The 24,964-nt window shown below is 45.9% G+C and carries 21 protein-coding genes and 1 pseudogene; 13 read left to right on the top strand and 9 right to left on the bottom strand.

What is annotated here, in order from left to right; genetic code table 11:
* Positions 1-50 precede the first annotated feature (50 nt).
* Both edd and BCU07_RS14260 read right to left on the bottom strand, forming a co-directional pair.
* Positions 51-1,847 (bottom strand): phosphogluconate dehydratase, encoded by a 1,797-nt coding sequence (gene edd, locus BCU07_RS14265; protein WP_102428083.1) that lies wholly within the window; start codon positions 1,845-1,847, stop codon positions 51-53.
* Entirely contained in the window at positions 1,844-2,368 is a 525-nt protein-coding gene (locus BCU07_RS14260) for a gluconokinase (RefSeq protein WP_017059452.1), read from the bottom strand. The genes edd and BCU07_RS14260 overlap by 4 nt, the downstream gene beginning before the upstream one ends.
* A gap of 242 nt (positions 2,369-2,610) precedes the next feature.
* Between BCU07_RS14260 and ascF the strand changes: the two genes are divergently transcribed.
* From ascF to BCU07_RS14245, 3 genes are all read left to right on the top strand, one after another.
* Positions 2,611-4,089: a PTS cellobiose/arbutin/salicin transporter subunit IIBC gene (gene ascF, locus BCU07_RS14255; RefSeq protein WP_017064040.1), complete on the top strand. Its 1,479-nt coding sequence runs from the start codon at positions 2,611-2,613 to the stop codon at positions 4,087-4,089.
* A 71-nt stretch (positions 4,090-4,160) separates the two neighbouring features.
* The gene (gene ascB / locus BCU07_RS14250; RefSeq protein WP_102428082.1) at positions 4,161-5,591 is read left to right on the top strand and encodes a 6-phospho-beta-glucosidase; all 1,431 of its coding nucleotides are present in this window, start codon (positions 4,161-4,163) and stop codon (positions 5,589-5,591) included.
* A gap of 31 nt (positions 5,592-5,622) precedes the next feature.
* Positions 5,623-6,240, top strand: coding sequence for a bifunctional 4-hydroxy-2-oxoglutarate aldolase/2-dehydro-3-deoxy-phosphogluconate aldolase (locus BCU07_RS14245; protein WP_065583747.1), 618 nt, complete (start codon positions 5,623-5,625; stop codon positions 6,238-6,240).
* Between the two features lie 90 nt (positions 6,241-6,330).
* On the opposite strand, the gene BCU07_RS14240 is transcribed toward BCU07_RS14245, so the two are convergent.
* The 3 genes and pseudogenes from BCU07_RS14240 to BCU07_RS14230 form a co-directional block, all read right to left on the bottom strand.
* Positions 6,331-7,206: a radical SAM protein gene (locus BCU07_RS14240; RefSeq protein WP_102428081.1), complete on the bottom strand. Its 876-nt coding sequence runs from the start codon at positions 7,204-7,206 to the stop codon at positions 6,331-6,333.
* A gap of 215 nt (positions 7,207-7,421) precedes the next feature.
* Positions 7,422-8,243, bottom strand: a complete 822-nt coding sequence (locus tag BCU07_RS14235) for an SDR family NAD(P)-dependent oxidoreductase (RefSeq protein ID WP_102428080.1) — start codon at positions 8,241-8,243, stop codon at positions 7,422-7,424.
* A gap of 210 nt (positions 8,244-8,453) precedes the next feature.
* Positions 8,454-8,612, bottom strand: a pseudogene (locus BCU07_RS14230) (enoyl-CoA hydratase/isomerase family protein); the annotation flags it as partial.
* Between the two features lie 446 nt (positions 8,613-9,058).
* Here BCU07_RS14230 and BCU07_RS14225 point away from each other — a divergent pair.
* The gene (locus BCU07_RS14225) at positions 9,059-10,432 is read left to right on the top strand and encodes an MATE family efflux transporter (RefSeq protein ID WP_017064035.1); all 1,374 of its coding nucleotides are present in this window, start codon (positions 9,059-9,061) and stop codon (positions 10,430-10,432) included.
* 9 nt (positions 10,433-10,441) lie between these two features.
* Positions 10,442-10,852 (top strand): LysR family transcriptional regulator, encoded by a 411-nt coding sequence (locus BCU07_RS14220; RefSeq protein WP_017059460.1) that lies wholly within the window; start codon positions 10,442-10,444, stop codon positions 10,850-10,852.
* 127 nt (positions 10,853-10,979) lie between these two features.
* On the opposite strand, the gene BCU07_RS14215 is transcribed toward BCU07_RS14220, so the two are convergent.
* Positions 10,980-13,052 carry an alkyl/aryl-sulfatase gene (locus BCU07_RS14215; protein WP_102428079.1) on the bottom strand — a complete coding sequence of 691 codons (2,073 nt, stop codon included), beginning with the start codon at positions 13,050-13,052 and terminating at the stop codon, positions 10,980-10,982.
* A 188-nt stretch (positions 13,053-13,240) separates the two neighbouring features.
* On the opposite strand from BCU07_RS14215, the gene BCU07_RS14210 reads away from it, so the two are divergent.
* Entirely contained in the window at positions 13,241-14,143 is a 903-nt protein-coding gene (locus tag BCU07_RS14210) for a LysR family transcriptional regulator (protein WP_017059462.1), read from the top strand.
* Here BCU07_RS14210 and BCU07_RS14205 read toward each other — a convergent pair.
* Entirely contained in the window at positions 14,140-15,039 is a 900-nt protein-coding gene (locus BCU07_RS14205) for a DMT family transporter (protein ID WP_102428078.1), read from the bottom strand. The genes BCU07_RS14210 and BCU07_RS14205 overlap by 4 nt on opposite strands.
* 197 nt (positions 15,040-15,236) lie before the next feature.
* Between BCU07_RS14205 and BCU07_RS14200 the strand changes: the two genes are divergently transcribed.
* The 5 genes from BCU07_RS14200 (at position 15,237) to BCU07_RS14180 (ending at position 19,673) form a co-directional block, all read left to right on the top strand.
* Positions 15,237-15,626 carry a VOC family protein gene (locus tag BCU07_RS14200; protein WP_017064032.1) on the top strand — a complete coding sequence of 130 codons (390 nt, stop codon included), beginning with the start codon at positions 15,237-15,239 and terminating at the stop codon, positions 15,624-15,626.
* Positions 15,627-15,677: 51 nt separating this feature from the next.
* A complete protein-coding gene (locus tag BCU07_RS14195) occupies positions 15,678-16,202 on the top strand; it encodes a hypothetical protein (RefSeq protein ID WP_102428087.1) in 525 nt (174 codons plus the stop codon).
* A gap of 170 nt (positions 16,203-16,372) precedes the next feature.
* Positions 16,373-17,812: a 6-phospho-beta-glucosidase gene (locus BCU07_RS14190; RefSeq protein ID WP_017072131.1), complete on the top strand. Its 1,440-nt coding sequence runs from the start codon at positions 16,373-16,375 to the stop codon at positions 17,810-17,812.
* 99 nt (positions 17,813-17,911) lie between these two features.
* Positions 17,912-18,910, top strand: coding sequence for a LacI family DNA-binding transcriptional regulator (locus BCU07_RS14185; RefSeq protein WP_102428077.1), 999 nt, complete (start codon positions 17,912-17,914; stop codon positions 18,908-18,910).
* A 202-nt stretch (positions 18,911-19,112) separates the two neighbouring features.
* Entirely contained in the window at positions 19,113-19,673 is a 561-nt protein-coding gene (locus BCU07_RS14180; RefSeq protein ID WP_017064028.1) for a sugar O-acetyltransferase, read from the top strand.
* Positions 19,674-19,754: 81 nt separating this feature from the next.
* On the opposite strand, the gene BCU07_RS14175 is transcribed toward BCU07_RS14180, so the two are convergent.
* Positions 19,755-20,942 (bottom strand): MFS transporter, encoded by a 1,188-nt coding sequence (locus tag BCU07_RS14175; protein WP_017062388.1) that lies wholly within the window; start codon positions 20,940-20,942, stop codon positions 19,755-19,757.
* Positions 20,943-21,223: 281 nt separating this feature from the next.
* Here BCU07_RS14175 and BCU07_RS14170 point away from each other — a divergent pair, with 281 nt between their 5' ends.
* Both BCU07_RS14170 and BCU07_RS14165 read left to right on the top strand, forming a co-directional pair.
* A complete protein-coding gene (locus tag BCU07_RS14170) occupies positions 21,224-22,105 on the top strand; it encodes a LysR family transcriptional regulator (protein WP_102428076.1) in 882 nt (293 codons plus the stop codon).
* Positions 22,106-22,548: 443 nt separating this feature from the next.
* On the top strand, positions 22,549-24,081 hold the full coding sequence (locus tag BCU07_RS14165; RefSeq protein ID WP_102428075.1) for a phospholipase D family protein: 1,533 nt from the start codon (positions 22,549-22,551) through the stop codon (positions 24,079-24,081).
* Between the two features lie 136 nt (positions 24,082-24,217).
* Here the strand turns inward: BCU07_RS14165 and nfsA are convergent, their stop codons facing one another.
* Positions 24,218-24,940 carry an oxygen-insensitive NADPH nitroreductase gene (gene nfsA / locus BCU07_RS14160; RefSeq protein WP_017060948.1) on the bottom strand — a complete coding sequence of 241 codons (723 nt, stop codon included), beginning with the start codon at positions 24,938-24,940 and terminating at the stop codon, positions 24,218-24,220.
* Between the last annotated feature and the right edge of the window lie 24 nt (positions 24,941-24,964).

Below are 24,964 nucleotides of genomic sequence, written 5' to 3'. Positions count from 1 at the left end.
GGGCATCGAAATGATGCCCCTTTTGCTTTTACATTTAAGCGATGACACAGCTAGACGATAAAACTCGCCCCTTGTTCTGCACTCGAAACGCTTTGGCGCATCACGCTAAATAGGTTGCGCCCCATGGTTTGCTGGTTAGCGTCTACCTCAAACACTCTCGCTTGGCGAGATTGCATGTCGTTGAGGTTATTGAGTTCGCCACTCGCGCAATCTAAGCGCAGGATATCGCCTTCGCGAACAAGCCCAATAGTTCCTCCTCGAATGGCCTCTGGTGAGACATGAATCGCGGATGGGATCTTTCCTGAGGCTCCAGAAAGGCGCCCATCAGTAACCAGAGCCACTTTAAACCCTTGTTTCTGAACATTACCTAGAATCGGCATAAGCTTGTGCAGTTCAGGCATACCGTTCGCAGCTGGGCCATTGTTTATTACCACAACAATGCAATCTTTGTTGAGTTCACCTCGTTGATACGCGGCTTCCACCTTATGTTGGCAATCAAAAACTGCCGCAGGTGCTTCTATTACACGTTGCTCTTCTGCAACCGCTGACACTTTAATCACTGCGTTGCCAAGGTTCCCTGAAAGGACTCGCGTTCCGCCTGTGCTTTGGAATACCTGTTCTTGGCCTGCAATTACCTCTGCATCTGCCGACTGTTTGCATTTTTTCCACGTTAGCTTTCCATTTTCAAGCTCTGGAATACTCATTTGATCTTCAAACGAGCCAAAGGTAGGTGTGACATCTCGGTGCAGTAAGTTGGCTTGATCTAAACGGCGTAACAGCGCGGGAACTCCTCCTGCCGCTTGGAACGCATTCATATCTGCTGGGCCGTTGGGATAAACTCGAGCAAGTAAAGGCACCACATCGGATAGATCGCTGATGTCTTGCCAAGTCAGAATAAATCCTGCTGCGCGTGCTACCGCGACCATGTGAATGCTGTGGTTGGTACTGCCACCTGATGCGAGTAGGGCAACAATGCCATTGATTAAGCTTTTAGCGGTAAAGACTTCAGAAAGTGGGCGGAAGTTTGCGGCTTGTGGTGTCATTGAAGCAATTTCAATGGCGGCATGCTGAGTGAGTGATGCGCGCAATTCAGAGTCAGGGTGAACAAACGCTGAGCCCGGAAGCGTCAGCCCCATCGCTTCAAATACCAGCTGATTGGTATTGGCTGTGCCGTAAAAAGTGCAGGTGCCCGCTGAGTGATAAGCGTTGCACTCCATGTCCAGCAAGGCACTTTTTCCTACCTTGCCAGCCGCGTACTCTTGGCGAATGTGTACTTTCTCATCATTGCTGATGCCCGTTGCCATCAAGCCTGCCGGAACAAAGGCAGTTGGTAGATGCGCAAAAGAGAGCGCGCCCATCAGTTGTCCTGGAGCTATCTTGTCGCAAATGCCAAGCAATAGGGTTGAATCAAACACGTTGTGACTCAGTGAAAGAGCGGTCGATTGAGCAATCAAGTCCCTTGAAAACAAAGACATATCCATGCCTGGTTGGCCTTGAGTTACCCCATCGCACATCGCGGGAACACAGCCCGCTACTTGAGAGGTGTGGCCGAACTTAGCTAACGCCTTTTTGATCTGATCTGGATAGTGTTGATACGGCTGGTGAGCGCTTAACATATCGTTGTAAGAGCTGATTAACGCCACATTGGATTTAGTGAGGTCAAGAATCGAGCGTTTCTCATCGGAGCAAGAAGCTGCGACAGCATGAGCCAAGTTGCCGCAAGAAAGCCCTTTACCACCTTTGCCAGCAGAGGATTGGTGTTGGGTTCGGTTTAGAAACGCTTCATGAGTCTCTTTGCTTCGTTCAATTAATCGTTGAGTCACCGCTTGGATGGTTGGAAGGGTCATGCTGTTTCTGCCTCATCAGTCATTGAAAGCACAATCGCAGCACAGTCCACAACGTCATCAATATCGCCATCAATGCTGATGACAACCGTATCTGGCTCGTGATCGGGTCTTTCTAATGTTTCGAACTGGCTTTTAATCATGTTCTCTTTCATGAAGTGGCCTTGGCGCTGACGCATTCGATGCAAGATCAGGTCAATGTTGCCATCTAAAAAGAGAAAGGTGAGGTTTTTGTTCCCTTCGCGAATTTGGTCGCGGTACTTCTTCTTCAACGCAGAACACACAATAATGCCGTGCTCATTTTTACTTTCTAGGCTGTACGCTGCATCACGAACGCGTTCCAGCCATGGAATGCGATCATCATCATTAAGAGGTTGGCCTGACGCCATTTTTTGAATGTTTGCTCGAGGATGAAGGTCGTCACCATCAATGAACTTACGCCCAAGTTTTTTTGCCAACTGCTCGCCTATCGTGCTTTTCCCACAAGCACTGACACCCATGACGATGACACTACTACCAGCCATAACTCAATCCTCTTAACAAATTTGCGCGTGATCTCAATTTTGAACATCGCTTGTAAATATGGCTTTATCTTATAAGCGTTACCGGTAACATGTTACCGGTAACTTAAGGAAGTGTGATGAAGGACACAAAACAACAATTCACAACAATTGTGATTGTTTTTGCATCCTACTGACGGAAAATTAGTCACATCTCACTATATTCGCGTTTAAAAATCACTGGAAAGAGATCTTTGGGGGATAAAATGGCCAACGATTACCGCGCAATTGCGAAATCTGTTGTTGAGCATCTTGGGGGCAAGACAAATGTGGCTGCCCTAACACACTGTATGACTCGACTACGATTCGTTTTACACAGCCAAGATGGCGTCGATATTAACAAGCTAAAAGCACTGAAAGGTGTGATGGGTGTTGTTGATAATGGAGACAAAGTACAAGTTATCATTGGTAACGAGGTATCGTATGCATACAAAGAAGTGATGGCGCTTTGTGAGCTATCCACTGTATCTGAGTCAGAGGTTCCTGCTAAAAAAGAGAAGCTAACGGCTAAGTCAATTGGTGCGAAAATGTTGGACGCACTGGTTGGTACCATGTCGCCTCTTATCCCAGCAATCATTGGCGCTTCAATGGTCAAACTGCTCGCCATGGTACTTGAGATGCTGGGCTGGGTTGAGCCAAATGCACCTACCTTGATTATCTTGAAAGCGATTGGCGATGGCGCCTTCTTCTTCCTACCGGTTATGGTTGCCGCTTCCGCATCGATCAAATTCAAGACCAATATGTCTCTTTCCATTGCGATTGCCGGTGTCTTAATCCACCCGAACTTTATGGAATTGATGGCGCAAGCAGCAGAAGGCAAGCACGTTGATTTCTTCGGTATCCCAATCACGTCAGTGAAATACACCTACACGGTTATTCCTGTACTTGTGATGACTTGGGCTCTTTCTTACATAGAACGTTGGGTAGATAGCATTACCCCTGCTGTGACTAAAAACTTCCTGAAACCTATGCTTATCGTATTGATTGCAGCTCCGGTTGCTATCGTACTTATCGGTCCATTTGGTATTTGGGTTGGTACTGCACTTTCAGCGCTTGTTTACACAATTCATGACACATTAGGTTGGTTGTCGGTTGCTATCATGGGCGCACTGTGGCCTCTACTTGTTCTTACTGGTATGCACCGTGTATTTACTCCAACGATTATTCAAACCATTGCTGAGACGGGTCGTGAAGGTATGGTTATGCCTTCAGAAATCGGTGCCAACCTCGGTATGGGTGGTGCGTGTCTGGCTGTTGCTTACAAAACCAAAAACAGCGCACTAAAGCAGACATCATTAGCCGCAGGTGCTTCAGCTATCTTCGCCGGTATCTCTGAGCCTGCATTGTACGGCGTGCTTGTTCGTCTGAAACGTCCACTTATCGCAACAATGATTACTGGTTTTATCGTAGGTGCATTAGCGGGCATGGGTGGCCTTGCGAGTCACTCGATGGCAGCACCAAGCTTGTTTACGAGTGTTCAGTTCTTCGATGTGAATGACCCAATGAGTATCGTTTGGGTGTTCGGTCTGATCGCATTGTCTATTGTTCTGTCATTTGTTCTAACCCTAGTTTTAGGCTTTGAAGATGTTCCAGAAGATGATGCCGATGAGAAAGCAACTTCAGAGTCAGCAAACAAAGAAGCTGGTAAGGCAGAAGACAAGCCGACAGTAGTGTCCGCGTCTTAATTAGAATTGATTAATTTATTCAGTCACCTTACTTCAGCGTAAGGTGACTTTTATTGTTTCCGAGGTATTCGATGTCAAACATTCAATTTCCCGAAGATTTCTTATGGGGCGGCGCTATTGCTGCAAACCAGTCTGAAGGCGCTCACTTAGCGGGTGGTAAAGGCCTAACAACCGTAGATATGATCCCTTATGGTGAGAACCGCATGCCAATTAAGCTTGGTCAGGTTGATAAGGTGACGCTCAGCGAAGACGAGTTCTACCCAAGCCATAACGCGATAGACTTTTATCACCGTTACAAAGAAGACATCGCCTTGCTGGCAGAGATGGGATTTAAAGTCTTCCGCGTATCCATCGCTTGGAGCCGAATCTTTCCAAAAGGTGACGAGCTAGAGCCGAACCAAGCTGGCTTAGATTTTTACCGTGATGTTTTTGAAGAGTGTAAGAAATACGGTATTGAGCCGCTCGTTACCTTGTGCCATTTCGATGTGCCTATGCACTTGGTCAACGAGTATGGTTCGTGGCGTAATCGTAAGATGATTGAGTTCTTTAGCCGTTACGCGAGAACCTGTTTCGAAAACTACAAAGGCTTGGTGAAATACTGGTTAACTTTCAACGAAATCAATATTTTACTAGCGAGCCCGTTTTCTGGTGCTGGATTGTTGTTTCAGGAAGGCGAAAATCACGATCAAGTGAAGTACCAAGCAGCTCACCATGAGCTAGTAGCAAGCGCTTTGGTAACCAAGATTGCCCATGAAGTTGATGAGCAAAACCAAGTGGGTTGTATGCTGGCGGGCGGTAACTTCTATCCATATTCATGTAAGCCAGAAGATGTGCTGATGGCTATGGAAAAAGACCGCGAGAACCTGTTCTTTATCGATGTTCAATCGCGTGGTTACTACCCATCTTATGCTCAAAAAGTGTTTGATAACAAAGGTGTGGTGCTTGAAACACAAGATGAAGATTTCGAGATTCTAAAGAACACCGTCGATTTCATTTCTTTCAGTTATTACGCTTCACGCTGTGCTTCCGCTGATATGAATGCAGGAAATACGAGTGCAGCGAACGTCGTTAAGTCCATCAAAAACCCTCATCTTCCAGCAAGTGATTGGGGCTGGGTCATTGACCCTACAGGTCTTCGAATTACGATGAACACACTCTATGACCGTTACCAGAAACCACTTTTCTTGGTAGAAAATGGCTTAGGTGCTCATGATACCTTGGATGACAATGGAGAAGTGAACGATGATTACCGCATTGATTACCTTCGTCAGCACATTGTTGCGATGCATGAAGCAATGGAAGACGGTGTACCATTGATGGGTTACACACCTTGGGGTTGTATCGATCTTGTTGCGGCGTCGACCGGAGAGATGAGCAAGCGCTATGGGTTTATCTACGTGGACAGAGACAACCTAGGCAATGGTACGTTAAATCGTATTCCTAAAAAGTCATTCCACTGGTACAAAAAAGTGATCGCAAGCAACGGCAGCGACTTGGCTTAATTTGTCTGTTTGATAATGAGAGAAATGAACAATGAAAACAATTGAACAGCGACTCAGAGATATTCGCATCGTTCCGGTGATCGCCATTAATGACGTTGCTCAGGCTGTGCCGCTTGCGAAAGTACTGGTTGAAAATGGCTTGCCTTGTGCTGAAGTGACATTTCGTACAGAAGCGGCAGCAGAGTCGATTCGTTTGATGCGTGAAGCTTACCCTGAGTTACTGATTGGCGCAGGTACTGTGCTGACTACAGAGCAGGTGGATACTGCCATTAATGCGGGTGTTGATTTCATTGTCAGCCCAGGTTTGAATCCAACCACAGTCAAATACTGTCAGCAAAGAGGGGTTACGATTGTTCCTGGAGTGAGTAACCCAAGCTTGGTTGAACAAGCAATGGAAATGGGGCTTAAGACACTAAAGTTCTTCCCTGCCGAGCCATCTGGCGGTGTCGCAATGTTGAAAGCGTTGACGGCTGTTTACCCGGTTAACTTTATGCCTACAGGCGGTGTAAGCCCAGCGAACGTTGAGTCTTACTTAGCACTGAAATCAGTCGTTGCCTGCGGTGGAACTTGGATGGTACCGACAGACAAAATGGACAAGGGTGATTGGGATGGAATCGCAGAATTAGTCCGAGCGGTCGGCTCCAGATAGTTCGATAGAGAGATACATAGCTAGAAAATGAAAGGGCCAGCTGACACTGGCCCTTTTTGTGGCTGCTTCAAACGATGTAGAGGTTACTCGTTACCAAGCAAAGGTTTTAATGACGTTTTGCTTAGTGATTGGGTTATGCGCGATGTCTTGATTTATCTTATCAAGAAACGGCTTACGAGCCTGAGGCAACATGCCACGCATTGGTGAGATGTTATTGCCGTGGTCACCCCAGTAGTAGCAATCGAAATCTTCTAGGTTTTCGAGCAAGTATTTTTCTTCTTCCAGAATCTGCAATGGCGTTGGTAAAACAAACTCGCCACGGTTTACTTCTTTTTCCAATACCGATCCCGGTTGAACGGCTAAAGCCATCGGTGCAATCGCATCTGGCTGCATGATGTTCAACAAGCTGGTGGTATTAATCGCATGCTCTATAGAACGCTCTTTGCCGCCAAGGCCAAAGATAAATGAAGCCAGCACCTTGATGTCTGCTTCACGGGCTAGGTTCATACCTTCAATTGCATGCTCACGCGTCATGCGCTTTTGAATGTGTTCAAGCACAATTGGGTCACCGGACTCCAAGCCAGAATAGGCCATGCTTAAACCTGCCGACTTAATCTCTTTTAATTCAGACAAGCTCTTACGACGGAAGTCATTGAACCCCGAATACAGAGAAATGTTCTTGCTCTCTGGGAAGGTGATCTTGATGTAATCCAGAATCGAAATCAGCATCTCGGTTCTAATAGCCATCACGTTACCATCGACCAAAAAGATAGATTCAACATGCGGGTAGATTTTTCTCGCCGCATCAATATCTTCAAAGATGTCTTTGATGTCTCTTACTTTGAAACGCTTATCATCAAACATCGTGCAGAAGGTACACTGGTTATTACTGCACCCCAATGTTGTCTGGATGAGTACGCTCTCTGCTTCCATCCAAGGACGATAAACTTTACCTTCAAAACGCATAAATGCTCCTCGGCCGTAGCCTGTGTTGTTTCGACGGGGGCAAGTTTAGCAATCTGCATCTTGGGTGATAATTGGGCAAAGCGGGGAATCAGTATTAAAGAAATCTTAATAATCGAAAGAGCGCGCAGTTCTTTGTCTGTATAGATAGAACTGCGGCTTGGATTGTGTGTGTGGTGGTGGGGGGGAGTGTTAGTGGTATTTTTATTAATTAATGATCAGTGCGTAACGCACAGCTTTTCTTCGAGCAATTGATCAAGCACGGTCACCAGCTTGTGGTTCTTGGTGTTGTCTAATGCGTCGGCGTGCGGGTCTTTGAACAACCCAGAATCATTATCAAAATATTGACCAGAAGCGTTGGCAAACTCATCACTGAGCGCAGCACGACAAAGAATATCGGCTCCAATCGCAAGGTCGTTGCCATCAACGCCATAAGCATCTTTTACTAATTTACTGCCAAGGAAAGAGGCTGGGTTTACAGGGATAATTGCAGTGCCTTTGTCTAAAAGAGTATTGGCTAATTCGATGGACCACATCGTTAGCGCGAGCTTACTTTGTGCGTAAACCGGACCATCCAGTTCACCTGCATTCGGACTGATTAATGCATCTAAATCTACGGGTGCTTGGGCTGCTGAAGATAGGTTGACGATACGACCTGTCGCATCAAAAAGAGGAAGCAGCTTTTGTGTCAGGAGATACGGCGCAATGGTGTTTACGACAAAACGCACATCAAGATTGTCTGGAGTGGTGATGTCCGACACTTTATACACACCTGCGTTGTTAATGAGTATATCGAGTCGTTTGTGATCGCTTTTGATTTGGGTTGCGAGCGCCTCAACTTCGGAGAGCGTCGATAGGTCTGCGATGTAGCTTTCGATGATTGCATTCTTAGACAGGCGAGACAGAGCGGTCACGACTTTATTGACCTTAGCTGGGTTGCGGCCATGAATTAGAACATGGTGCCCTTGCTGCGTTAGTGCTTTTGCGGTCTCTAAACCAATGCCATCCGTGGCACCTGTGATCAGAATTATTTTTTGCATATTCCGTCCTTCAAAAAATAGTTTGAACAACGTTATAACAAAGATTAATGACACATAGTTGCATTTGGCTCACAAGCTGAAGACTCAAATGTGAGTCTATGGGGCAAATAATGACCATTTTAACACTTGGTGGTTAACCGTTGGCGTTTAACGATTAAGTAAGACAATGGGTCAGTTTGTGACTGACCCAAATTAAGAGAAGTGACCGAGTTACTTGATGTCTTGAACGTTCATAACCAGAGTTTCCCAGTTACGTTGGTTTTCCATATCGTGCTCTAGGCCTTGCTCATCGGCAATTTGGAAGCGCTTAACCGCAGGGGTTTTGCTCGTAGCTTGATACAACCAATAAGCTTCCGCTTTGAGTGCTTCGGCTTCGTCAGCATCAAAGTCTCTTGCCCTTGAACATTCACAGTACCGAAGTCAAAAGTGACGGTAAGAATCCCATCCTCGGCTTGAGCTTTAAACGTTGTATAACCTTGATATACCATTTCCATATTCCTTCTGAGAGATTTCATTTCAGCCTATTCAGTGTGAATGCGACCTAAATTCAGGCTAGCGAGGAATGTTCGAACCAACAATTAACCATTAAACGAAACACTATTAACGAATTATTAAGAGTGTTGGCGGGTTTTATAATTTCAATTTATTCAGTGTCTTAGATGGATATTTTAACGTTGAAGGTATCTTGCTAATTCGATTGTCAACGAAATCTAAAAACTCATTCCTTGTTTGGTGCTCTTATCCTTTTCATTTAGCTTCGTATACTGCTCAACTAGGTAATTAGCCCCAAGGTACAGACAAGAGTGAACCGACTTATGCAGATGAGATCCGCGACTTTGAAAACCATCATTGAGAAAACGCTGCCACTGACGCTGGGTGTGTTTGCGATCATGATGGTTCAATTGGTCGATTCGATCTTTATTGGTCAGCTAGGGGTGAATGAGTTGGCGGTTCACGGTATCACCTTGCCATTTCAAGCGGCGTTTACCGGGGTTCAAGTGGGAATCGGTGTCGCGGCAACGTCCATTATTTCTCAAGCGGTAGGGGCAAAAGAGCAACGTAAATCTACTTCAATTGCGACGTTGTCGGTTGGATTTGGAGTGTTGGTGATTGCTTTGATCTGCATAGGGCTGATTGTTTTTAGCGATTCTGTTTTTGCGTCGTTTGTGAATGATGTCTCTGACGCTCAATACCAATCCATGCTGTCTATTTTTAATGTGTACTGGCCACTGTGGTTGTTCAGTGCATTGATGGTGGCGGTGCTTTATCTGGCCACCTGCGTTTATCGTGCCAATGGCGATACCAAAACAACCGGAAGCATGTTCTTGGCTGCTAGCGTGATTAACCTAATTCTCGACCCTATTCTGATCTTTGGATTGGATATGGGCATCGCAGGGGCGGCGATCGCATCGAGCATTGGCTACGCTTTCGGCGCAATCTACATGCTAATCAAGTCTCGCGGCAAAGGTTGGTTTGGCTTCAATGGCGCGTGCAGTAACCGAATCAAAGGCTACAGTTTTGAGTTATTCAAGACGGTAATGCCAACCACTGCGAATCAGATATTACCTGCGGTCAGCGCGTTCTTCTCAATGCTATTGATTGCGAGAATCGGAACCGATGAGATGGCTTTTTGGAGCTTACTCGCCCGTGTTGAAAGTTTTATGCTGGTGTTTTCTCTTGCTCTGACGATGTCTATCCCGCCTATGATTGGTCGTTACCTAGGGGCGCAGCAGCGATGCAAAATCCCTGAGCTATTGAATACAACAGCGAAGTTCTTATTGGTTTTCCACACCGTGATGGCAACATTGTTGGCGCTGTTTAGTGGCTGGATTATTCCTGTTATCTCGGAAGAACAAAGCATACGCAGCTGGTTTGAAGTGACCTTGTTATTTATACCGTTCAGCTATGGGCCGCTTGGGCTTTGCATGTTGGTTGCGTCGGTCTTTAATGCCTTGGGTGTGCCGCGTAAAGCTTTGAATGTCTCTTTCCTACGCTTGTTTGTTTTCTACATTCCCGCTTTATGGATCGGCTCGATAACCGGAGACATGGTCAATGCGGTTATTGCTGCGACAGTCGCCAATGTTTTAGCGGGCGCTTTTGCATGGTTTAAGCTTAATGCCTATATTAAAACTCACATTATTCCCCGTGCCGCTGCGGCCAATAAGCAGCGTGTACTCAGCGCAGGCTAGCCATTATTGATGAACATTGAACATCTAAAATTGTTTGTGCGACTCGCGTCTACGCACAATATAGGTCAAGCAGGACAAGAGCTTGGGTTGTCACCTCCGGTAGCCAGTATTCATATCGGAAAACTCGAAGAGAGCCTAGGTGCTATCCGCGTCGATCACGGTGAAGCGGTAAGGGATGTATGTGTCGATGGCTTGGGCATTGCCATGTGCGCGAGTTGGATAGCATACAAGCAGCTCGCGGAAGGTTCGCTGGTTGAGGTGTTGCCGGATTACCCTTTAAAGGATGAGGCGGCTATCTGGGCGGTATACCCGAGTGCTCAGTTACTTGCACCAAAGGTGCGCGTATTTATCGATTACTTTGTTCAATATTATGGTTCACCTTCTTATTGGGATTGCGACGTAAACGGGCAAACTCAATAGCGATTCAGAAGCATATATTGAGAACAAATAAGAAAGCCCTAACCAAAAGGGAGGGGCTTGTTTTTATGTTCTTTATAGAACGTTTTTCTAGCTAACTGCTGTTGTTTTTATTTAGTGTATCCGGCGTTTAATGAGCGTGTACCGCTGAATCTTGGTATAGCTCTGCATCAACTTCTTCGCCTTTTTTTGGACGCGGTACAATCTCAAAAGAGGTGTCAGCTTCTGTCAATGAAGACAGCAGTTTGTTAAGTGATGTCTTATCACCTTTCACGCCTGCTTGTCCGTCTTCTAACAGTTTTCCAAGGCTTGTTTTCTTAAGCACGATGTCAGACACGTCAGACTTATTGATGATCAGTGTCGTATCCGCATCTTGCAGCTCTGATACTTGGATGTTGTTCAGGTTGCCGTTAGACATCTCAACGTAGTAGAACTCTTTTACATCAGGCAACTGAATATTCAATGTAAATGGTGTTTCTTGTGCTTTTAGCGAATCCACTTTTACGGCTAAGTAATCGAGTAGGTTTTCAATCGTCATGTTCGCTAACACATCCGGAGATGCAGTTTTCGGTGCGCCCGGTTGTGTGCCAATACGAAGCTCTTGAGCGCCCGTTAGGTAGATGTTTCTCCAACCTGCACCTTCTGATTGATAACCCAATTGCTCGTACGTATCTGCCAATAAGCCACGTGCAACTTTGTTCTCTGGTTCTGCTTGAATCACCTTATTCAGTGCTGTTGCAACGAAGCGATATTCACCTTCTTGGAAGTCTTGCTGCGCTTTTTCAATCACAGCGTCGCTGCCGCCCATGTACTCAACAAACTTCACTGACTCTGGCTTGATTGGTAGTGGATTTAGGTTAGCTGGGTTCATGTCGAAGTAACCAAGATACATGTTGTACACCGCGCGGGCGTTGTGAGAGTAAGTACCGTGGTAACCGTTGGTGTGCCAAGACTGTTGGATGCTGTCTGGCATGACCTTGTAAATCTCGTCCCCGATGTCTTGTAGAACCACACCGTTATTGGCTAAGCGAAGCGTTTGGTTATGAGTAAAACCGTAAGCGTCACGCTGCATTTTTAGGTAATCAGAGATCTCTTGTTCGCCCCAGATTGGCGATGAGTGAGACGCAAACAGCACCTCAGTATCTTCACCCCAAGTGACTAACATCTCGTTGATCTTCTTAGACCATTTCAAGCCGTCACGTACTTTAGCGCCACGCAGCGTGTACAGGTTGTGCATGCCTTGGTAGGTCAGTTCGCCAGTCCAAAGTGCTTTCATGCTTGGAATATATGTCACCATTTCAGAGGCCGCTTCGGTACCTGAAGCATCCATGAATTGCATTTCTAGGCCGTCGATAACCAGAGTTTCAATCTCTTCGTTATGGTTCAGCTCGTAGTCTGGCAATACGTAAGTAATGCTACCGGTTGATAGGCCTTTAGACAGTGCCGCATCCACAATACCGTGTTCGTGTCGGTTCAGGGTTGCGCCATATTGATATGCGGTACGACGAGACATTGCATTACCCGCCAATACGTTTTCGTCGACGATTTCTTTAGTGATGTTTTTCGAACCGTACACTTTTACATCTGGATACGCGTCTTTGATTGCTCTTGCGCCACCAAAGTGATCAGCGTGCGAGTGAGAGTAAATCATGGCAACGACTGGCAGTTCACCGCCGTCAGGCACATTGTTCTTGAAGAATTCGAGTGATTTGGCGGCTGATTCTTTGGTAAGAAGAACGTCGTAGGCGATCCAACCGTTGTCACTACGAATGAAAGAGATAGACGCTAAATCTGCACCTCGAACTTGGTAAACTTTACCCGGAACAACTTCATATAAACCTTCCGCCGCTTGGTTCAATACCGCTTGGCGCCACAGTGAAGGGTTTACTGAATCTGGTGCTTGGTCTGCATTCGTCACACTTGGGTCGATAAAGTTAAAGCTATTGCGAATGATGTCGCCCGTCTCTTGGTCGAAGCTAGCAATAAGACCCTTGTTGTTATTGTCGAAAGCGCGAGTGTCGGCAAAGTTAAGTGTTTTTGCGAACTCTTGGTTTGCCTTAGTCGTCATCTCGGTTGCGCTTTTGCCACCTTGGTCGCCAATTTCGCTGAAGTGTGCGTGGTCATGGTTAGCTGCAACTGCAGGGAATGCGAGCGAGATAGCTAGGAACAGTGATGCATTTTTGAACGTGCGAGAAGTTGTCATAAGAGCCTCTTCATTTCAGAATTTTGTTTCGTTGAGGCGATTATAGGAATAAGACATATAGCAAAAAATAAAGTAAGCTTTATTTAATACATCACGATTGGCTATGTATTGAGTCATGCAATGGTTGGGGAACGAAGGCGAATCCTGACCTATGATTGATTAAGACCACATTGACAGGGAGAGTAACGGTGAGCGACGTGGAAAAGTTGGATTTAAATCTATTGAGCGTGTTCTTAGAAGTGTATCGATTAAAGTCGATCACGCTTGCATCAGAATCGCTTGGTATGACTCAGCCTGGGGTTAGCGGGGCATTGAAGCGATTGCAATCTCAGCTTGATACCGACCTGTTTATTCGTGAAGGGCGTGGGATTATTCCGACTAACGCTGCGGTGCAATTGGCAGACCGAGTAGAGCCTGCTCTAGAAGGGATAAGCAGCGCAGTAAGCACTTTAAAGACATTTGATAATCAGCAGCATCATGTGTTTCGTATCCTGGTGAATGAGATTGGATTAACCAAGCTTCAACCTCTCGTCGAGCAAGATGAGACGTTGGGCAATATCTCGATTGAATTCAATATGGTGCCGAACAACGAAGAAGAATTATTGCAAGGCTTGAGCATGCAACAAGCTGATTTAGCGATTGATATCCATTACCCGCAAGTTAACGGCTACATGAAGCAGCCGATGATTGAAGATGAGTTGGTGCTGATAGCTCGAAAGGGGCATCCGAGAATCAATGGCTCTGTGACGCAAGAGCAATATTACAACGAAAAGCATGTTACTTTTAGAATGCGTCGAACCCGTTTATACACGGCAGATTATTTTACCAAGTCGCCACTGAAACAGAGAAAAGTGAGTGCCGAGTGTGACTCGCTGATGACCATGTGTGTGCTGGTATCGGGCTCAGATTGTGTCGGCAGTACATCGCGTGATTTTGCCAATCAATTTTCCGAATCCTTCCAGCTTCAAGTCCTTGATCAGCCGTTTGAAATCTTACCGATGCAGCAATACATGATTTGGCATAAAAGAACCGATTTGAACCCTGCTCATCAGTGGCTGAGAAACAAGATTCAGCAATATATGGCTGATTAACGAGCCGCTCTTGCTGCTCGTTTCTGTTTGGCGCTCTCTATCATCTTAGAAGGCGTCATTCCTGTCACCAACATGGTGCCGGTGATAACCAGAATTGAACCAACAATCGTATTGATGCCAATTGCTTCATCTAAGAATAAGTTACCCCATAGAATACCAAATACCGGAATGATGAAGGTCACGGACAGGGCTGAAGGTGCGCTGAGTTCAGAGACGAGATTGAAGTAAAGTAGATACGCTAACCCAGTACATACCGCGCCTAATAAGACAACCGATGTAGTGATCGTAACGTCGGGTGTTTCTCTCATCGGAATAAAGAATACAAACGGCAAAACCAGCAATACCGCAGCCCACATGCTGCCATGAGCATTGTTGAATGCCTCAACTTTAGGGGCTTGTTTGGTATAGTTTGACGCTATTCCGTAGCTAAAGGCCGCCATCACTGCTGCAAAGATAGGAAGCATAGCCTCACGGCCAATGTTCATCGCATCCCAACCGACTAACACGCCAACTCCTGTTACCCCAATCCCAAGTCCCAATAGAACTTTCGCCTCGAGTGCTGTTTTGGTCCATATTGCACCAATGATTGCCGCCCATATTGGCGCGGTAGAGTTCAAGATGGCGAGTGTCGAGGCGTTAAGTGTCTGCGCGGCATAAGCGAAAAGCAAAAAAGGAAGTGTGGTGTTAAACAGGCCGAGAATGAAGAAGTGTTTTGCGTGATCATGAAAAGAGAGCTTCTTTTTTAAATAGAAAGAAACTAAAAGCAGAGTAAGTGCTGCAAACAGAACTCGCGCTTCAATTAAGACTGCGGGCCCTAATGGATTGGCGGCCATTCTCATGAAAAGAAACGAGCCTCCCCATATAGCCGCAAGTAGTATCAGTTTTAAAAAGCTCACAGTTTGAATCTCAGATTGTGTAAAACCTGACTATGGAGGAAAGATAACTATTACACAAACATAGATGCCAATACTGTGCAGTTATGGACATAAAATCGAGCCCGTTAATCAGGAACAATTTCGATGAATTTCGTTCTGTTTATTGTTCCTTATTTGATGAGTAATCTAGCGTTAGACATCAAACTTAGGCAAACAAAATGAAGATTGAACACATCGCAATTTGGACCAAACAACTCGAAGTACTGAAGCGATTTTATGAAGATTATTTCGGCGCGACATTGAACTCAAAATATCACAACCCAACCAAAGGGTTTTCTTCATACTTCCTCTCGTTTGATACGGGAAGTCGTTTAGAGATTATGGAAATGGACTCTGTCCCTGAATCGAAAGACGACATCTATGACCAGTTCACAGGCTTCATTCACATGGCGATATCATTAGGTTCGGAACAGGCGGTCGATCAACTGACTCAACACTTGGTCGAAGACGGCTATGAGCGCTTAGATGGCCCAAGAAGAACAGGCGATGGCTATTATGAGAGCTGTGTACTCGATCCGGATGGTAATCGTTTGGAACTTACCGTTTAATGTAGAGACTTAATTGAGTTACTCATCTACTAACGGAACTGAGGTATGACAATGATGAAGCTTGCTGTGACTTTCCTTTTTAGTCTTGGGCTTATGGGATGTGCTACCTCAGAACCTGTGTATGAACCAGAAGCTGACTCGAAACCTGAACCATCACAGCCAATAGGCTACCTCGGTTTTAAAGCTCACCAAGAGTGGGCCATTCAATTTAACGACTGTACGGTCTATGATCTAACAGGCGCACAACCTTACCAGTGGTTTGATCGCACCTCCGCCTCTGTAAGCTGTTATACGTTTAAGCCAAACGATGCTATCGAGCCTCTTTTGGTTTACTCCGAGGCTGACTTCAGAAGCAATAAACTCACCCCGATTAATCGCTTTCAAGAGTTGCAGGTATCAGAATCAGGCTGGGGTAGTTTTCCTGCCGTCTACGAGACCAACGGCACCAATTGGCTGAAAGTCAAAGAGGGTTGGATTCACCTCACACTAGCCGATCAGACCCTCGTTCAGTTCTACCCGGGAACTCAAGACCAATCTAGCAAACACACACATAATCAATATTTTGAAGAGCACTGATCGTAACGCTGACTTTTAACTAGTCTGTAGTTCGATCAGAAAAAGATCGTTTAGTTATTGCTGAAACCGGTTTCAATCTGTATCTTGGCTTTTATTGAAACCGATTTCAGAGCTGTGGCCGCAGCTCTAATCCTGATCTTTTTCACGAATAACTTGTAGCGAGTAATGGTATGAACAACGAATTTCCGAACGATTTTTTATGGGGTGGTGCGGTTGCAGCGCATCAGTTAGAAGGCGGCTGGGATGCGAATGGTAAAGGTGTCAGTGTTGTTGATGTTTTAACAGCGGGTGCTCATGGCGTACAACGTCGAATCACCGATGGTGTGATTGATGGCGAAAACTATCCAAACCAAGTCGCTGTTGATTTCTACCATCGATACAAAGAAGACATTAAGTTATTTGCTGAGATGGGCTTTAAGTGCTTCCGAACCAGTATTGCTTGGACGCGTATTTTCCCAAATGGCGATGAAGCCGAGCCGTGTGAAGCGGGTTTAGCGTTTTACGATGATTTGTTTGATGAGCTGTTGAAATACGATATTCAGCCAGTGGTAACACTGAGTCACTTTGAAATGCCTTACCATCTAGCTAACGAATATGGTGGCTGGATGAACCGTAAAGTGATCGACTTCTTCGTTAAGTACTCAACTACGGTGATGGAGCGTTACCAGCACAAAGTGAAATACTGGATGACGTTTAACGAGATCAACAACCAGATGAACACCTCGGCAGACATCTTCGGTTGGTTGTGCTCAGGCGTGAAGTTCCCGCAATGTGAAAAGCCGCAAGAAGCCATGTATCAAGCGGTTCACCATCAGTTTGTTGCAAGTGCTTTGGTGGTTAAGAAAGGTCACGAGATCAATCCAAATCTTCAAATTGGCGCAATGTGTGCGATGGTGCCTTTCTATCCTCGTTCTTCAAAGCCAGAAGACATCATGGTGGCACAGCAAGCGATGCGTGACCGTTATTTCTTCTCGGATGTAATGGTGCGTGGTCATTACCCAAATTACGCTAAGCATGACTGGGCAATCAAAGGCTTCAATATTGAGATGCAGCCCGAAGATGAGCAGATCCTAAAAGAAGGCAAGGCTGATTACTTAGGCTTTAGCTACTACATGTCTAATACCTTGGATTCTTCTTCTCACCAATCGACTGAAGAAGCGATGGACGGCGGTCATGAAAACTCGGTCGATAACCCGTTTATCCAGTCTAGCGATTGGGGCTGGCCAATTGACCCAACCGGTTTGCGTTTCTGTTTAGCGTCTCTGTATGAACGTTATGAAGTGCCATTGTTCATCGTTGAGAACGGTTTTGGCGCTGTTGATACCATTGAAGAAGATGGCAGCATTAATGACGACTACCGTATCGCTTACCTTGGCGACCACATCAAAGAGATGAAAAAAGCCGTTGCGATTGATGGTGTTGATTTGATGGGTTACACCCCTTGGGGCTGTATCGACTTAGTTTCGTTCACCACGGGCGAGATGAAAAAACGCTACGGATTCATTTACGTAGATAAGCACAACGATCAATCTGGCTCACTAGAACGCAAGCGCAAGAAGTCTTTCGAGTGGTATAAAGGTGTGATTGCATCTAACGGTGCCACTATTTAGAATGAATTCCCCAGCGCAGTTATGTGAACTGTGAGCTGTCATTTTGCAATGAATTAGTCGGCCTATGTCGGCTAATTTTTTATAAAGGAAAAGAAGCGAATGGTAACCATGCTTGATGTCGCAAACCGCGCAGGCGTATCTAAATCGACCGTTTCTCGTGTCTTAAATGGCAAGAACATCGTGCGCCCAGATGTGGTGAAAAAGGTATTTGATGCGATTCAAGAAACAGGTTATCGACCGAACTTGTTGGCTCAGCAATTGGCGACCAAGAAGACCAATTTCATCGGCTTTGTAATTACCAATGAGTTGTTCAATGGCCCTTACTTCTCTTCCTTGATGTATCACGCGGCTTCTTATAGCGAAAAGTCGAATCACCAATTGGTGATCACCGATGGCAAACACAGCGCTGAAGACGAAAGAAAGGCGATCAATTTCCTGCTGGATATGAAGTGCGCGGGCATCATCATCTATCCGCAATGTTTAACCGAAAGCGAGATAGCTCAGATCATCGAAAGCACTGACACTCCGATTCTGGTACTCAACCGAGAAATGCCGTCGAAGCCCAATCATGCTATTACCACCGACCATTATCAGAGCGCTTGTTTGATGGTTGAACACATCATCGAGCAGGGTCATACCGATATTGCAGTGATTCGTGGTAAAGCCGGTTCTTCGACCGATGAGCTGCGTTACCAAGCCTATCAAGATGTGTTAACTAAATATGGTGTTGCATTGGATGAGTCCAACGTTGTTCAAGGTGATTGGACGATGGAGAGCGGTTATCACGCGGCTCAGGCTTTGGCAAAAAGCAGAACCACATTCACTGCTATCTTGTCTGAAAACGATGATATGGCGATTGGTGCGATTAAGGCGTTAACCGAACTTGGGTACTCATTGCCTCAAGATGTTTCGATCGTCGGCTTTGATAACAGCAAAGTGGGGGCGTTTTTAACGCCAAGCTTAACGTCTGTGAGTGTGCCATTAGAGCAAATGACGCAAAAGGCGATCCTGCAAATTGTCGGTGAAACAGAGCAAGCGACCACCATCAATACCACTGGTAGTTTGGTGTTACGTGATTCGATAGCGAAGCTAAATTAGCACTGTTCGAATTTCATATTTTACCTACAAAAAGTGACGAGCTGCGCATCTCTTAAACCAAGCTCAAACACTCCTTATTCACTGTTATTTAGATGTGCGATATTGCGTTTTTGGTCGATGAATTGACCACCATTAGTTAAGTAATGTGAAGCTAGATAAGTAATATGAAAATAGCTAATTGATGTGAGAACAGGTAAGTAACGTGAAAACAGAAAAACAAAAAATGCTAGCAGGTGAACCTTATCAGGCTTGGGATAAAGAGCTTTATGCAGCTCGTATCGAATGTCGCAAGGTGCTTCAAAAACTCAATAACAGTATTCCTGGCACATCTGAATGGGAAGCAGCAACGCAAGAGCTCATTCCGGACTGTGAAAATGCGCATTTAGAACCTCCATTTCGTTGTGACTACGGCTCGAACATCAAGCTAGGCAAGAACTTCTACGCTAACTTTAACTGCGTGATTTTGGATGTGGCTGAAGTGACTATTGGCGACAATGTGCTGCTTGGTCCGAACGTTCAAATCCTGACTGCAGGTCACCCACTCGATGTGAAAGGCCGTGTAGAAGAAGGCGTTGAGTTTGGCACACCGATTAATGTTGGCAACAATGTTTGGCTTGGCGGTGGTGTAATTATCTGCCCCGGTGTCACCATTGGCGAAAACAGCGTGATTGGCGCGGGCAGTGTCGTAACCAAAGACATCCCAGCCAATGTGGTTGCAGTCGGTAATCCATGTAAAGTGCTGAAAGCGATCGATAACGAGTAATAATCAGATTGAATTGATAAAGCCCGAACCTAGGTTCGGGCTTTGTTTTTTCTATTCTTGCTAGATGCTAGATGCTAGATGCTAGATGCTAGATGGAACAGCTTGTTGTGCTTGCTTCTTATCTAACGCACCACTGAATCGAGTCAGAACAAGAGCGATCAAAACGATCACAGCACCTACCCAAGGGGTGTTCATTAATCCAGATTTCGCGACAATCAAACCACCACCCCATGATCCCAATGCAATACCGACGTTGAAGGCTGCAATGTTCAACCCAGAAGCGACATCGACGGCGTCAGGTGTGTATTTCTCAGCCAGTTTCACAACATACACTTGTAGTCCTGGAACGTTACCGAATGCGAATGCACCCCAAACCAAAATGGTAGCAACAGCTGCGTAAGGGTTTACTGCGGTAAAGTTGAATACCACCAGTACTGCGGCTAAACCAGAGAAGATAACGGTCAGTGCTTTAATTGGGCCCATCTTGTCGGCCATTTTTCCGCCCCAGATGTTACCGACCGCCACTGACACACCGTAAACCAACATGATTAAGCTGATTGAGCTCGAATCAAATCCTGATACATTTTCCAGTATTGGAGCAAGGAACGTAAACGCTGTGAATGTGCCGCCATAACCTAGTGCTGTGATAGCGTAAACCAACAGTAAGCGTGGTTGAGTTAGAACCTTTAGTTGTGCCGAAATCTTCGCCGCTGGTGGTTGCTTAAGGTTGCTTGGAACCAAGATAGCGCTACCGATAAGAGCAATAAGACCAAGCAGAGCCACGATCAAGAAGGTCGCTTGCCAGCCAAAGGTTTGCCCGATATAAGTGCCCAGTGGTACGCCGGTTACCAATGCAACCGTTAAACCCGTAAACATGATCGCAATGGCACTGGCTGCTTTATCTTTTGAAACCAAACCTGTCGCGATGGTCGATCCAATCGAGAAGAACACGCCATGGGCAAGGCCAGTCAAAATTCGTGCGGCGATCAGCGTGTTATAACCCGGAGCTTGCCACGCCAATAAGTTACCAATGACAAACAATGCCATCACGGTCAGCAACACCGCCTTACGATTCCATTTGCCGGTTAATGCCGTTAATACTGGTGCGCCAATGGCAACGCCAAGCGCGTATAAACTGACTAATAGGCCTGCCGATGGCAGAGATACATTCAAGTCGCTCGCCATGGTAGGAATCAAGCCTACGATGACAAATTCTGTGGTTCCGATGGCAAAGGCGCTGAGCGTCAATGCAAGTAATGCTAATGGCATAATCATCTCTCTTACTGTTCTTTGTTAAATACCGAGCGCGATAAAATGGGGCAGCTTGTGACTGCAATAGGAGCGCTTCGTTTGATGGCGAGGATTATCTAGCAATATATATTTGTGATAAATGACGCTATTAACAAATAACCTTTGTGTTATTTGCAATAATTGGAGAGTTAACCGATCATTGGATTAAGCTGATGAGATCGAAAAGACACAGATGATTTGAGCTGTGATGAGCACAAGCGAGATGACATTAAACAAAATGAAGATAGCGAAGGAGCCTTATGTTAACCCGTTCAGATGATTTAGAAATGGTACTCACCGTTGTCGATGCTGGTGGTTTTTCTGCGGCGGCAGAGGCGCTGGATGTGCAGGTCGCCAAGGTATCTCGTTCGGTGAGTAAGGTTGAGTCGCAACTCGGCGTCTCAATATTCAACCGAACAACGAGACGCGTGGAATTGACGGAGGAAGGACGGCAGTTTGTCGATTCAGTCAGGGTGGGATTACAGATGATTCAGAGCGCGGAAGAAGAAATCGTGTCGCGCGGAGAGTTGCCAAAAGGTCGTTTAAGAGTCGATGCCGCCAGTCCATTCGTATTCCATCAGCTAGTGCCGTTGGTGCAGTCATTCAAAGAGGCTTACCCAGACATTGAGTTGGAACTCACTTCCAACGAAGGCTTCGTTGATCTTCTCGAAAAGAGAACTGATGTTGCGATTCGAATCGGTAAGTTGTCCGATTCAACACTGCACGCTCGCCCGTTAGGAAAAAGTTTACTCCATATTGTTGCGTCACCTGATTATCTCGCTAAGCGTGGGCTGCCCACCAGACCTGAAGATTTGAGTTCGCATCAAATTGTGGGGTTTGCGGGTAACAAAGTGCTTAACCATTGGCCTTTACCAAACCAAAGTGATGTCGCGCCTACTGTGACAGCCAGTAATGGTGAAACCGTGCGTCAACTAGTCTTAGCTGGAAATGGGATTGCTTGTTTATCGGGGTTTATGGTGCAGGAAGATATGGCAGCAGGGCGTCTAATCCCTATCTTGGAACAAGACAAACTTGCCAACACAGACCGAGAGCGAGTGAATGCGGTTTATTACAAGTCGTCCTCTGTCTCTAAACGTATCTCGGCGTTTATTGACTTTATTCAGCCCCGTTTGAGCTTGTAGGGAAGGCTTGTGTAGGGACGATAAACGTTATGTAGCGTGAACAATGTTTTCGGTGTTGATCCTTACATGCCCCTTAGATCAACAACAGCTTTAGCGCTTACGTAAGTAATGCGTTTGCACAATCTCATATAAGTAAGTCGACACGCCTGTTAGTGTGAAATCAAGCGGTGAAACTAGATCTCCAAACAATGGTGAAGCATCACCCAGACCGAACAGACTCACCATCGAAATGGTAGAAAACCCGCTAAGTTTATATTGCCTGACACTCACTCAACTTAGGTGATTTGTAGGTCAATTTACTGATCTTCAAATTTATACTGGATAATTACCTATAAATTTCAGGATTTAGCAGTAATAATCAATGAATAGATCGGAATAGCTTGTTCATTGAAAAGCTGTACGGAAAGTTTCTAAAGACGCATCGTGAAAAGGAAGTCAGATACATGCCTGTGCTCCAACGCATCAGTTTAACGTTAATCTTAATCGCCGTTTTAGGTGGGTGTTCTTCACTTCCTGAAGGCATCGATCATCCAACAGAACCGCCAACCTCTCCTGCACCTAGTTCTTTATCGGTTCTAACCAATGAATTTCAGCCTGAAGCTTTAGAGCAAGGCACCACCGCGGTTCGTCTGCAAGAGTCTGGTTGGGATGCCTTGGCACAGCGATTAGCACTGGTCGAAAGTGCCGAGCACACCATCGACATTCAATACTACATCTGGAACTCTGACGAATCGGGCAGCTATCTCGCTAGCCGTTTGTTAGCCGCGGCTGAGCGTGGTGTGAAGGTGCGCGTAATGTTGGATGATATCAACCTCAACGAACGTGAAGGTTTGCTGTCGGCACTGGATGCGCACCCGAACGTCGAGATTCGTATCTTCAATCCAACACCAACACGCCGCGGTTTCAGTAAATGGCTGAGCTTTGTCGGTGACTTTTCTCGCTTAAATCGCCGTATGCACAATAAGTCGTTTACCGTAGATGGTACTTTGTCTGTGGTGGGTGGCCGTAATATCGGTGATGAATACTTTGACCTTTCTGATGAAATCAATTTCCGAGACCGCGATGTATTAGTCATGGGCTCGGTAGTTAACACCATCCAAACCAGTTTTGTTGAATACTGGAACAGTCGTTGGTCTTACCCTGTCGATATGCTGGGGGATGACGAACAACCTGATCTCTCAAAGATAGATAATATTGTCGTTCCGCACTATCAAAATTACCCTGAATTACCATTAGACCGTGAGGCTGCTGATAGTTTGCTGAAAGAGGTGATTGGTGAGATGACATGGGTGAATGCTCGTTTTGTTTACGATCAACCCGTCCCTGATGATTCAGACAATACCGATGAACCGAAAGCGACTGCGATTCTTCTAGGGAAATTAGCGAGAGAATCGAAACAAGAGATCTTGCTGGAATCCGCTTACCTTGTATTCGATGATGGTCAGCTTGAAGAGTGGCAGGTATTGAACAACAAGGGCGTTGAGATAAAAGCGCTAACTAACTCTATGGCGTCTAATGATCTGGTGACTAATCATTCTGCTTATGCAGGCAGACGTTACGACATGTTGGAGCATGGCATCGATCTGTTTGAGCTAAAACCAGAATCTAAGCTGTGTGAAGCATCGACTCAAGACGTGTCTAAATGTGCGCCTGAGACGGCCTATGGTTTGCACGCTAAATCAGTTGTATTCGACCGCAGCATCGCAAGCATTGGCTCATTTAACTTCAACTTGCGTTCTACCTACCTCAATACGGAATCGGTTTTGATCATCGAGAACAAAGAGATTGCTGAAATGTTAGCTGACACCATTGAGCAAGCGATGAGTGAAGATAATAGCTGGCGCTTGGAACTGGAAGACGGTGATGTGTATTGGTATTCAGGCGATCAACGTTGGGACAGCGAACCTGACACTGGTCAATGGGAACGAATGCAATCAGGTTTCCTACAGTTGTTACCGATTGAGAAATATCTGTAAGCTAGCCGCCTCCGGATAAATAAAAATGTCAGCGTATATTACGCTGACATTTTTGTTTGTACTGCTGTTTGCTGCTAGCTCTAATCGCTTAACGGCTTAACGGCTTAACGGCTTAACGGCTTAACGGCTTAACGGCTTAACGCTTGGTCAGCTGCTTGCTGTTTAAGTAAGGCAGGATATGTGGGCGAGATTCACCAGAGAGTTTCTGTGTGATCTGCTGTGACCAACTGCTCTGCTTTTGGTTGCTTGAACGGCTTGCGTAGTAGCTTTGCATCGAATCATCGTAGCTGGCAATTTCATCTAGGCTCAGCGGTTGGTATTGGTTTTCGTGCATTACTACGTGAGCAGGGAGGCGAGGTTTCACCTCTGGTTGTTGTGCCGGGTGACCTAAGCACATCCCGAACAACACGGCGGTGTGCTGTGGCAGTTCTAACAGTTCATCGACTTGTTGTGCGCTGTTACGCAACCCGCCAATGTAAACGCCACCCAAACCTAGAGACTCAGCAGCCAGCATGCAGTTTTGCGCCATGATGCCAGAATCGACCGCGCCAATCAGGGTCAGTTCAGTAAAGTCGGTTTTCACTTCAGGGTTAATTTGAGCGTGGCGTTGATAGTCGATACAGAACACCAAAAACTCAGCCGCGTTCTCCACGTAAGCTTGATTGCCTGCGTATTCAGCTAGCAACTTGCGCTTCTCTGTGTCTGTCACTCTCACGATAGAAACAGCCTGCAGTAAGCTCGATGATGAAGCCGCGAGACCAGCCTGAATAATCACATCAAGTTGTGCTTTTTCAATCGGTTGATTTGTATATTGACGAATGGAGCGGTGCCCCAGAATAGTTTCAATCGTGCTGTTCATAACTCTCAGACAGTCCTTGTGATG

Source organism: Vibrio sp. 10N.261.54.E10 (genome assembly GCF_002877735.2).
GTDB classification, from domain to species: domain Bacteria; phylum Pseudomonadota; class Gammaproteobacteria; order Enterobacterales; family Vibrionaceae; genus Vibrio; species Vibrio crassostreae_C.
The sequence above is the reverse complement of the archived record's forward strand: the minus strand, read 5'-3'. Positions and strand labels throughout refer to the sequence as shown.

Excerpts from the sequence above, each read along its gene's own strand:
- edd (WP_102428083.1), bottom strand. The coding sequence starts at position 1,847 with ATGACCCTTCCAACCATCCAAGCGGTGACTCAACGATTAATTGAACGA.
- BCU07_RS14260 (WP_017059452.1), bottom strand. The coding sequence starts at position 2,368 with ATGGCTGGTAGTAGTGTCATCGTCATGGGTGTCAGTGCTTGTGGGAAA.
- ascF (WP_017064040.1), top strand. The coding sequence starts at position 2,611 with ATGGCCAACGATTACCGCGCAATTGCGAAATCTGTTGTTGAGCATCTT.
- ascB (WP_102428082.1), top strand. The coding sequence starts at position 4,161 with ATGTCAAACATTCAATTTCCCGAAGATTTCTTATGGGGCGGCGCTATT.
- BCU07_RS14245 (WP_065583747.1), top strand. The coding sequence starts at position 5,623 with ATGAAAACAATTGAACAGCGACTCAGAGATATTCGCATCGTTCCGGTG.
- BCU07_RS14240 (WP_102428081.1), bottom strand. The coding sequence starts at position 7,206 with ATGCGTTTTGAAGGTAAAGTTTATCGTCCTTGGATGGAAGCAGAGAGC.
- BCU07_RS14235 (WP_102428080.1), bottom strand. The coding sequence starts at position 8,243 with ATGCAAAAAATAATTCTGATCACAGGTGCCACGGATGGCATTGGTTTA.
- BCU07_RS14225 (WP_017064035.1), top strand. The coding sequence starts at position 9,059 with ATGCAGATGAGATCCGCGACTTTGAAAACCATCATTGAGAAAACGCTG.
- BCU07_RS14220 (WP_017059460.1), top strand. The coding sequence starts at position 10,442 with ATGAACATTGAACATCTAAAATTGTTTGTGCGACTCGCGTCTACGCAC.
- BCU07_RS14215 (WP_102428079.1), bottom strand. The coding sequence starts at position 13,052 with ATGACAACTTCTCGCACGTTCAAAAATGCATCACTGTTCCTAGCTATC.
- BCU07_RS14200 (WP_017064032.1), top strand. The coding sequence starts at position 15,237 with ATGAAGATTGAACACATCGCAATTTGGACCAAACAACTCGAAGTACTG.
- BCU07_RS14195 (WP_102428087.1), top strand. The coding sequence starts at position 15,678 with ATGATGAAGCTTGCTGTGACTTTCCTTTTTAGTCTTGGGCTTATGGGA.
- BCU07_RS14190 (WP_017072131.1), top strand. The coding sequence starts at position 16,373 with ATGAACAACGAATTTCCGAACGATTTTTTATGGGGTGGTGCGGTTGCA.
- BCU07_RS14185 (WP_102428077.1), top strand. The coding sequence starts at position 17,912 with ATGGTAACCATGCTTGATGTCGCAAACCGCGCAGGCGTATCTAAATCG.
- BCU07_RS14175 (WP_017062388.1), bottom strand. The coding sequence starts at position 20,942 with ATGCCATTAGCATTACTTGCATTGACGCTCAGCGCCTTTGCCATCGGA.
- BCU07_RS14170 (WP_102428076.1), top strand. The coding sequence starts at position 21,224 with ATGTTAACCCGTTCAGATGATTTAGAAATGGTACTCACCGTTGTCGAT.
- BCU07_RS14165 (WP_102428075.1), top strand. The coding sequence starts at position 22,549 with ATGCCTGTGCTCCAACGCATCAGTTTAACGTTAATCTTAATCGCCGTT.
- nfsA (WP_017060948.1), bottom strand. The coding sequence starts at position 24,940 with ATGAACAGCACGATTGAAACTATTCTGGGGCACCGCTCCATTCGTCAA.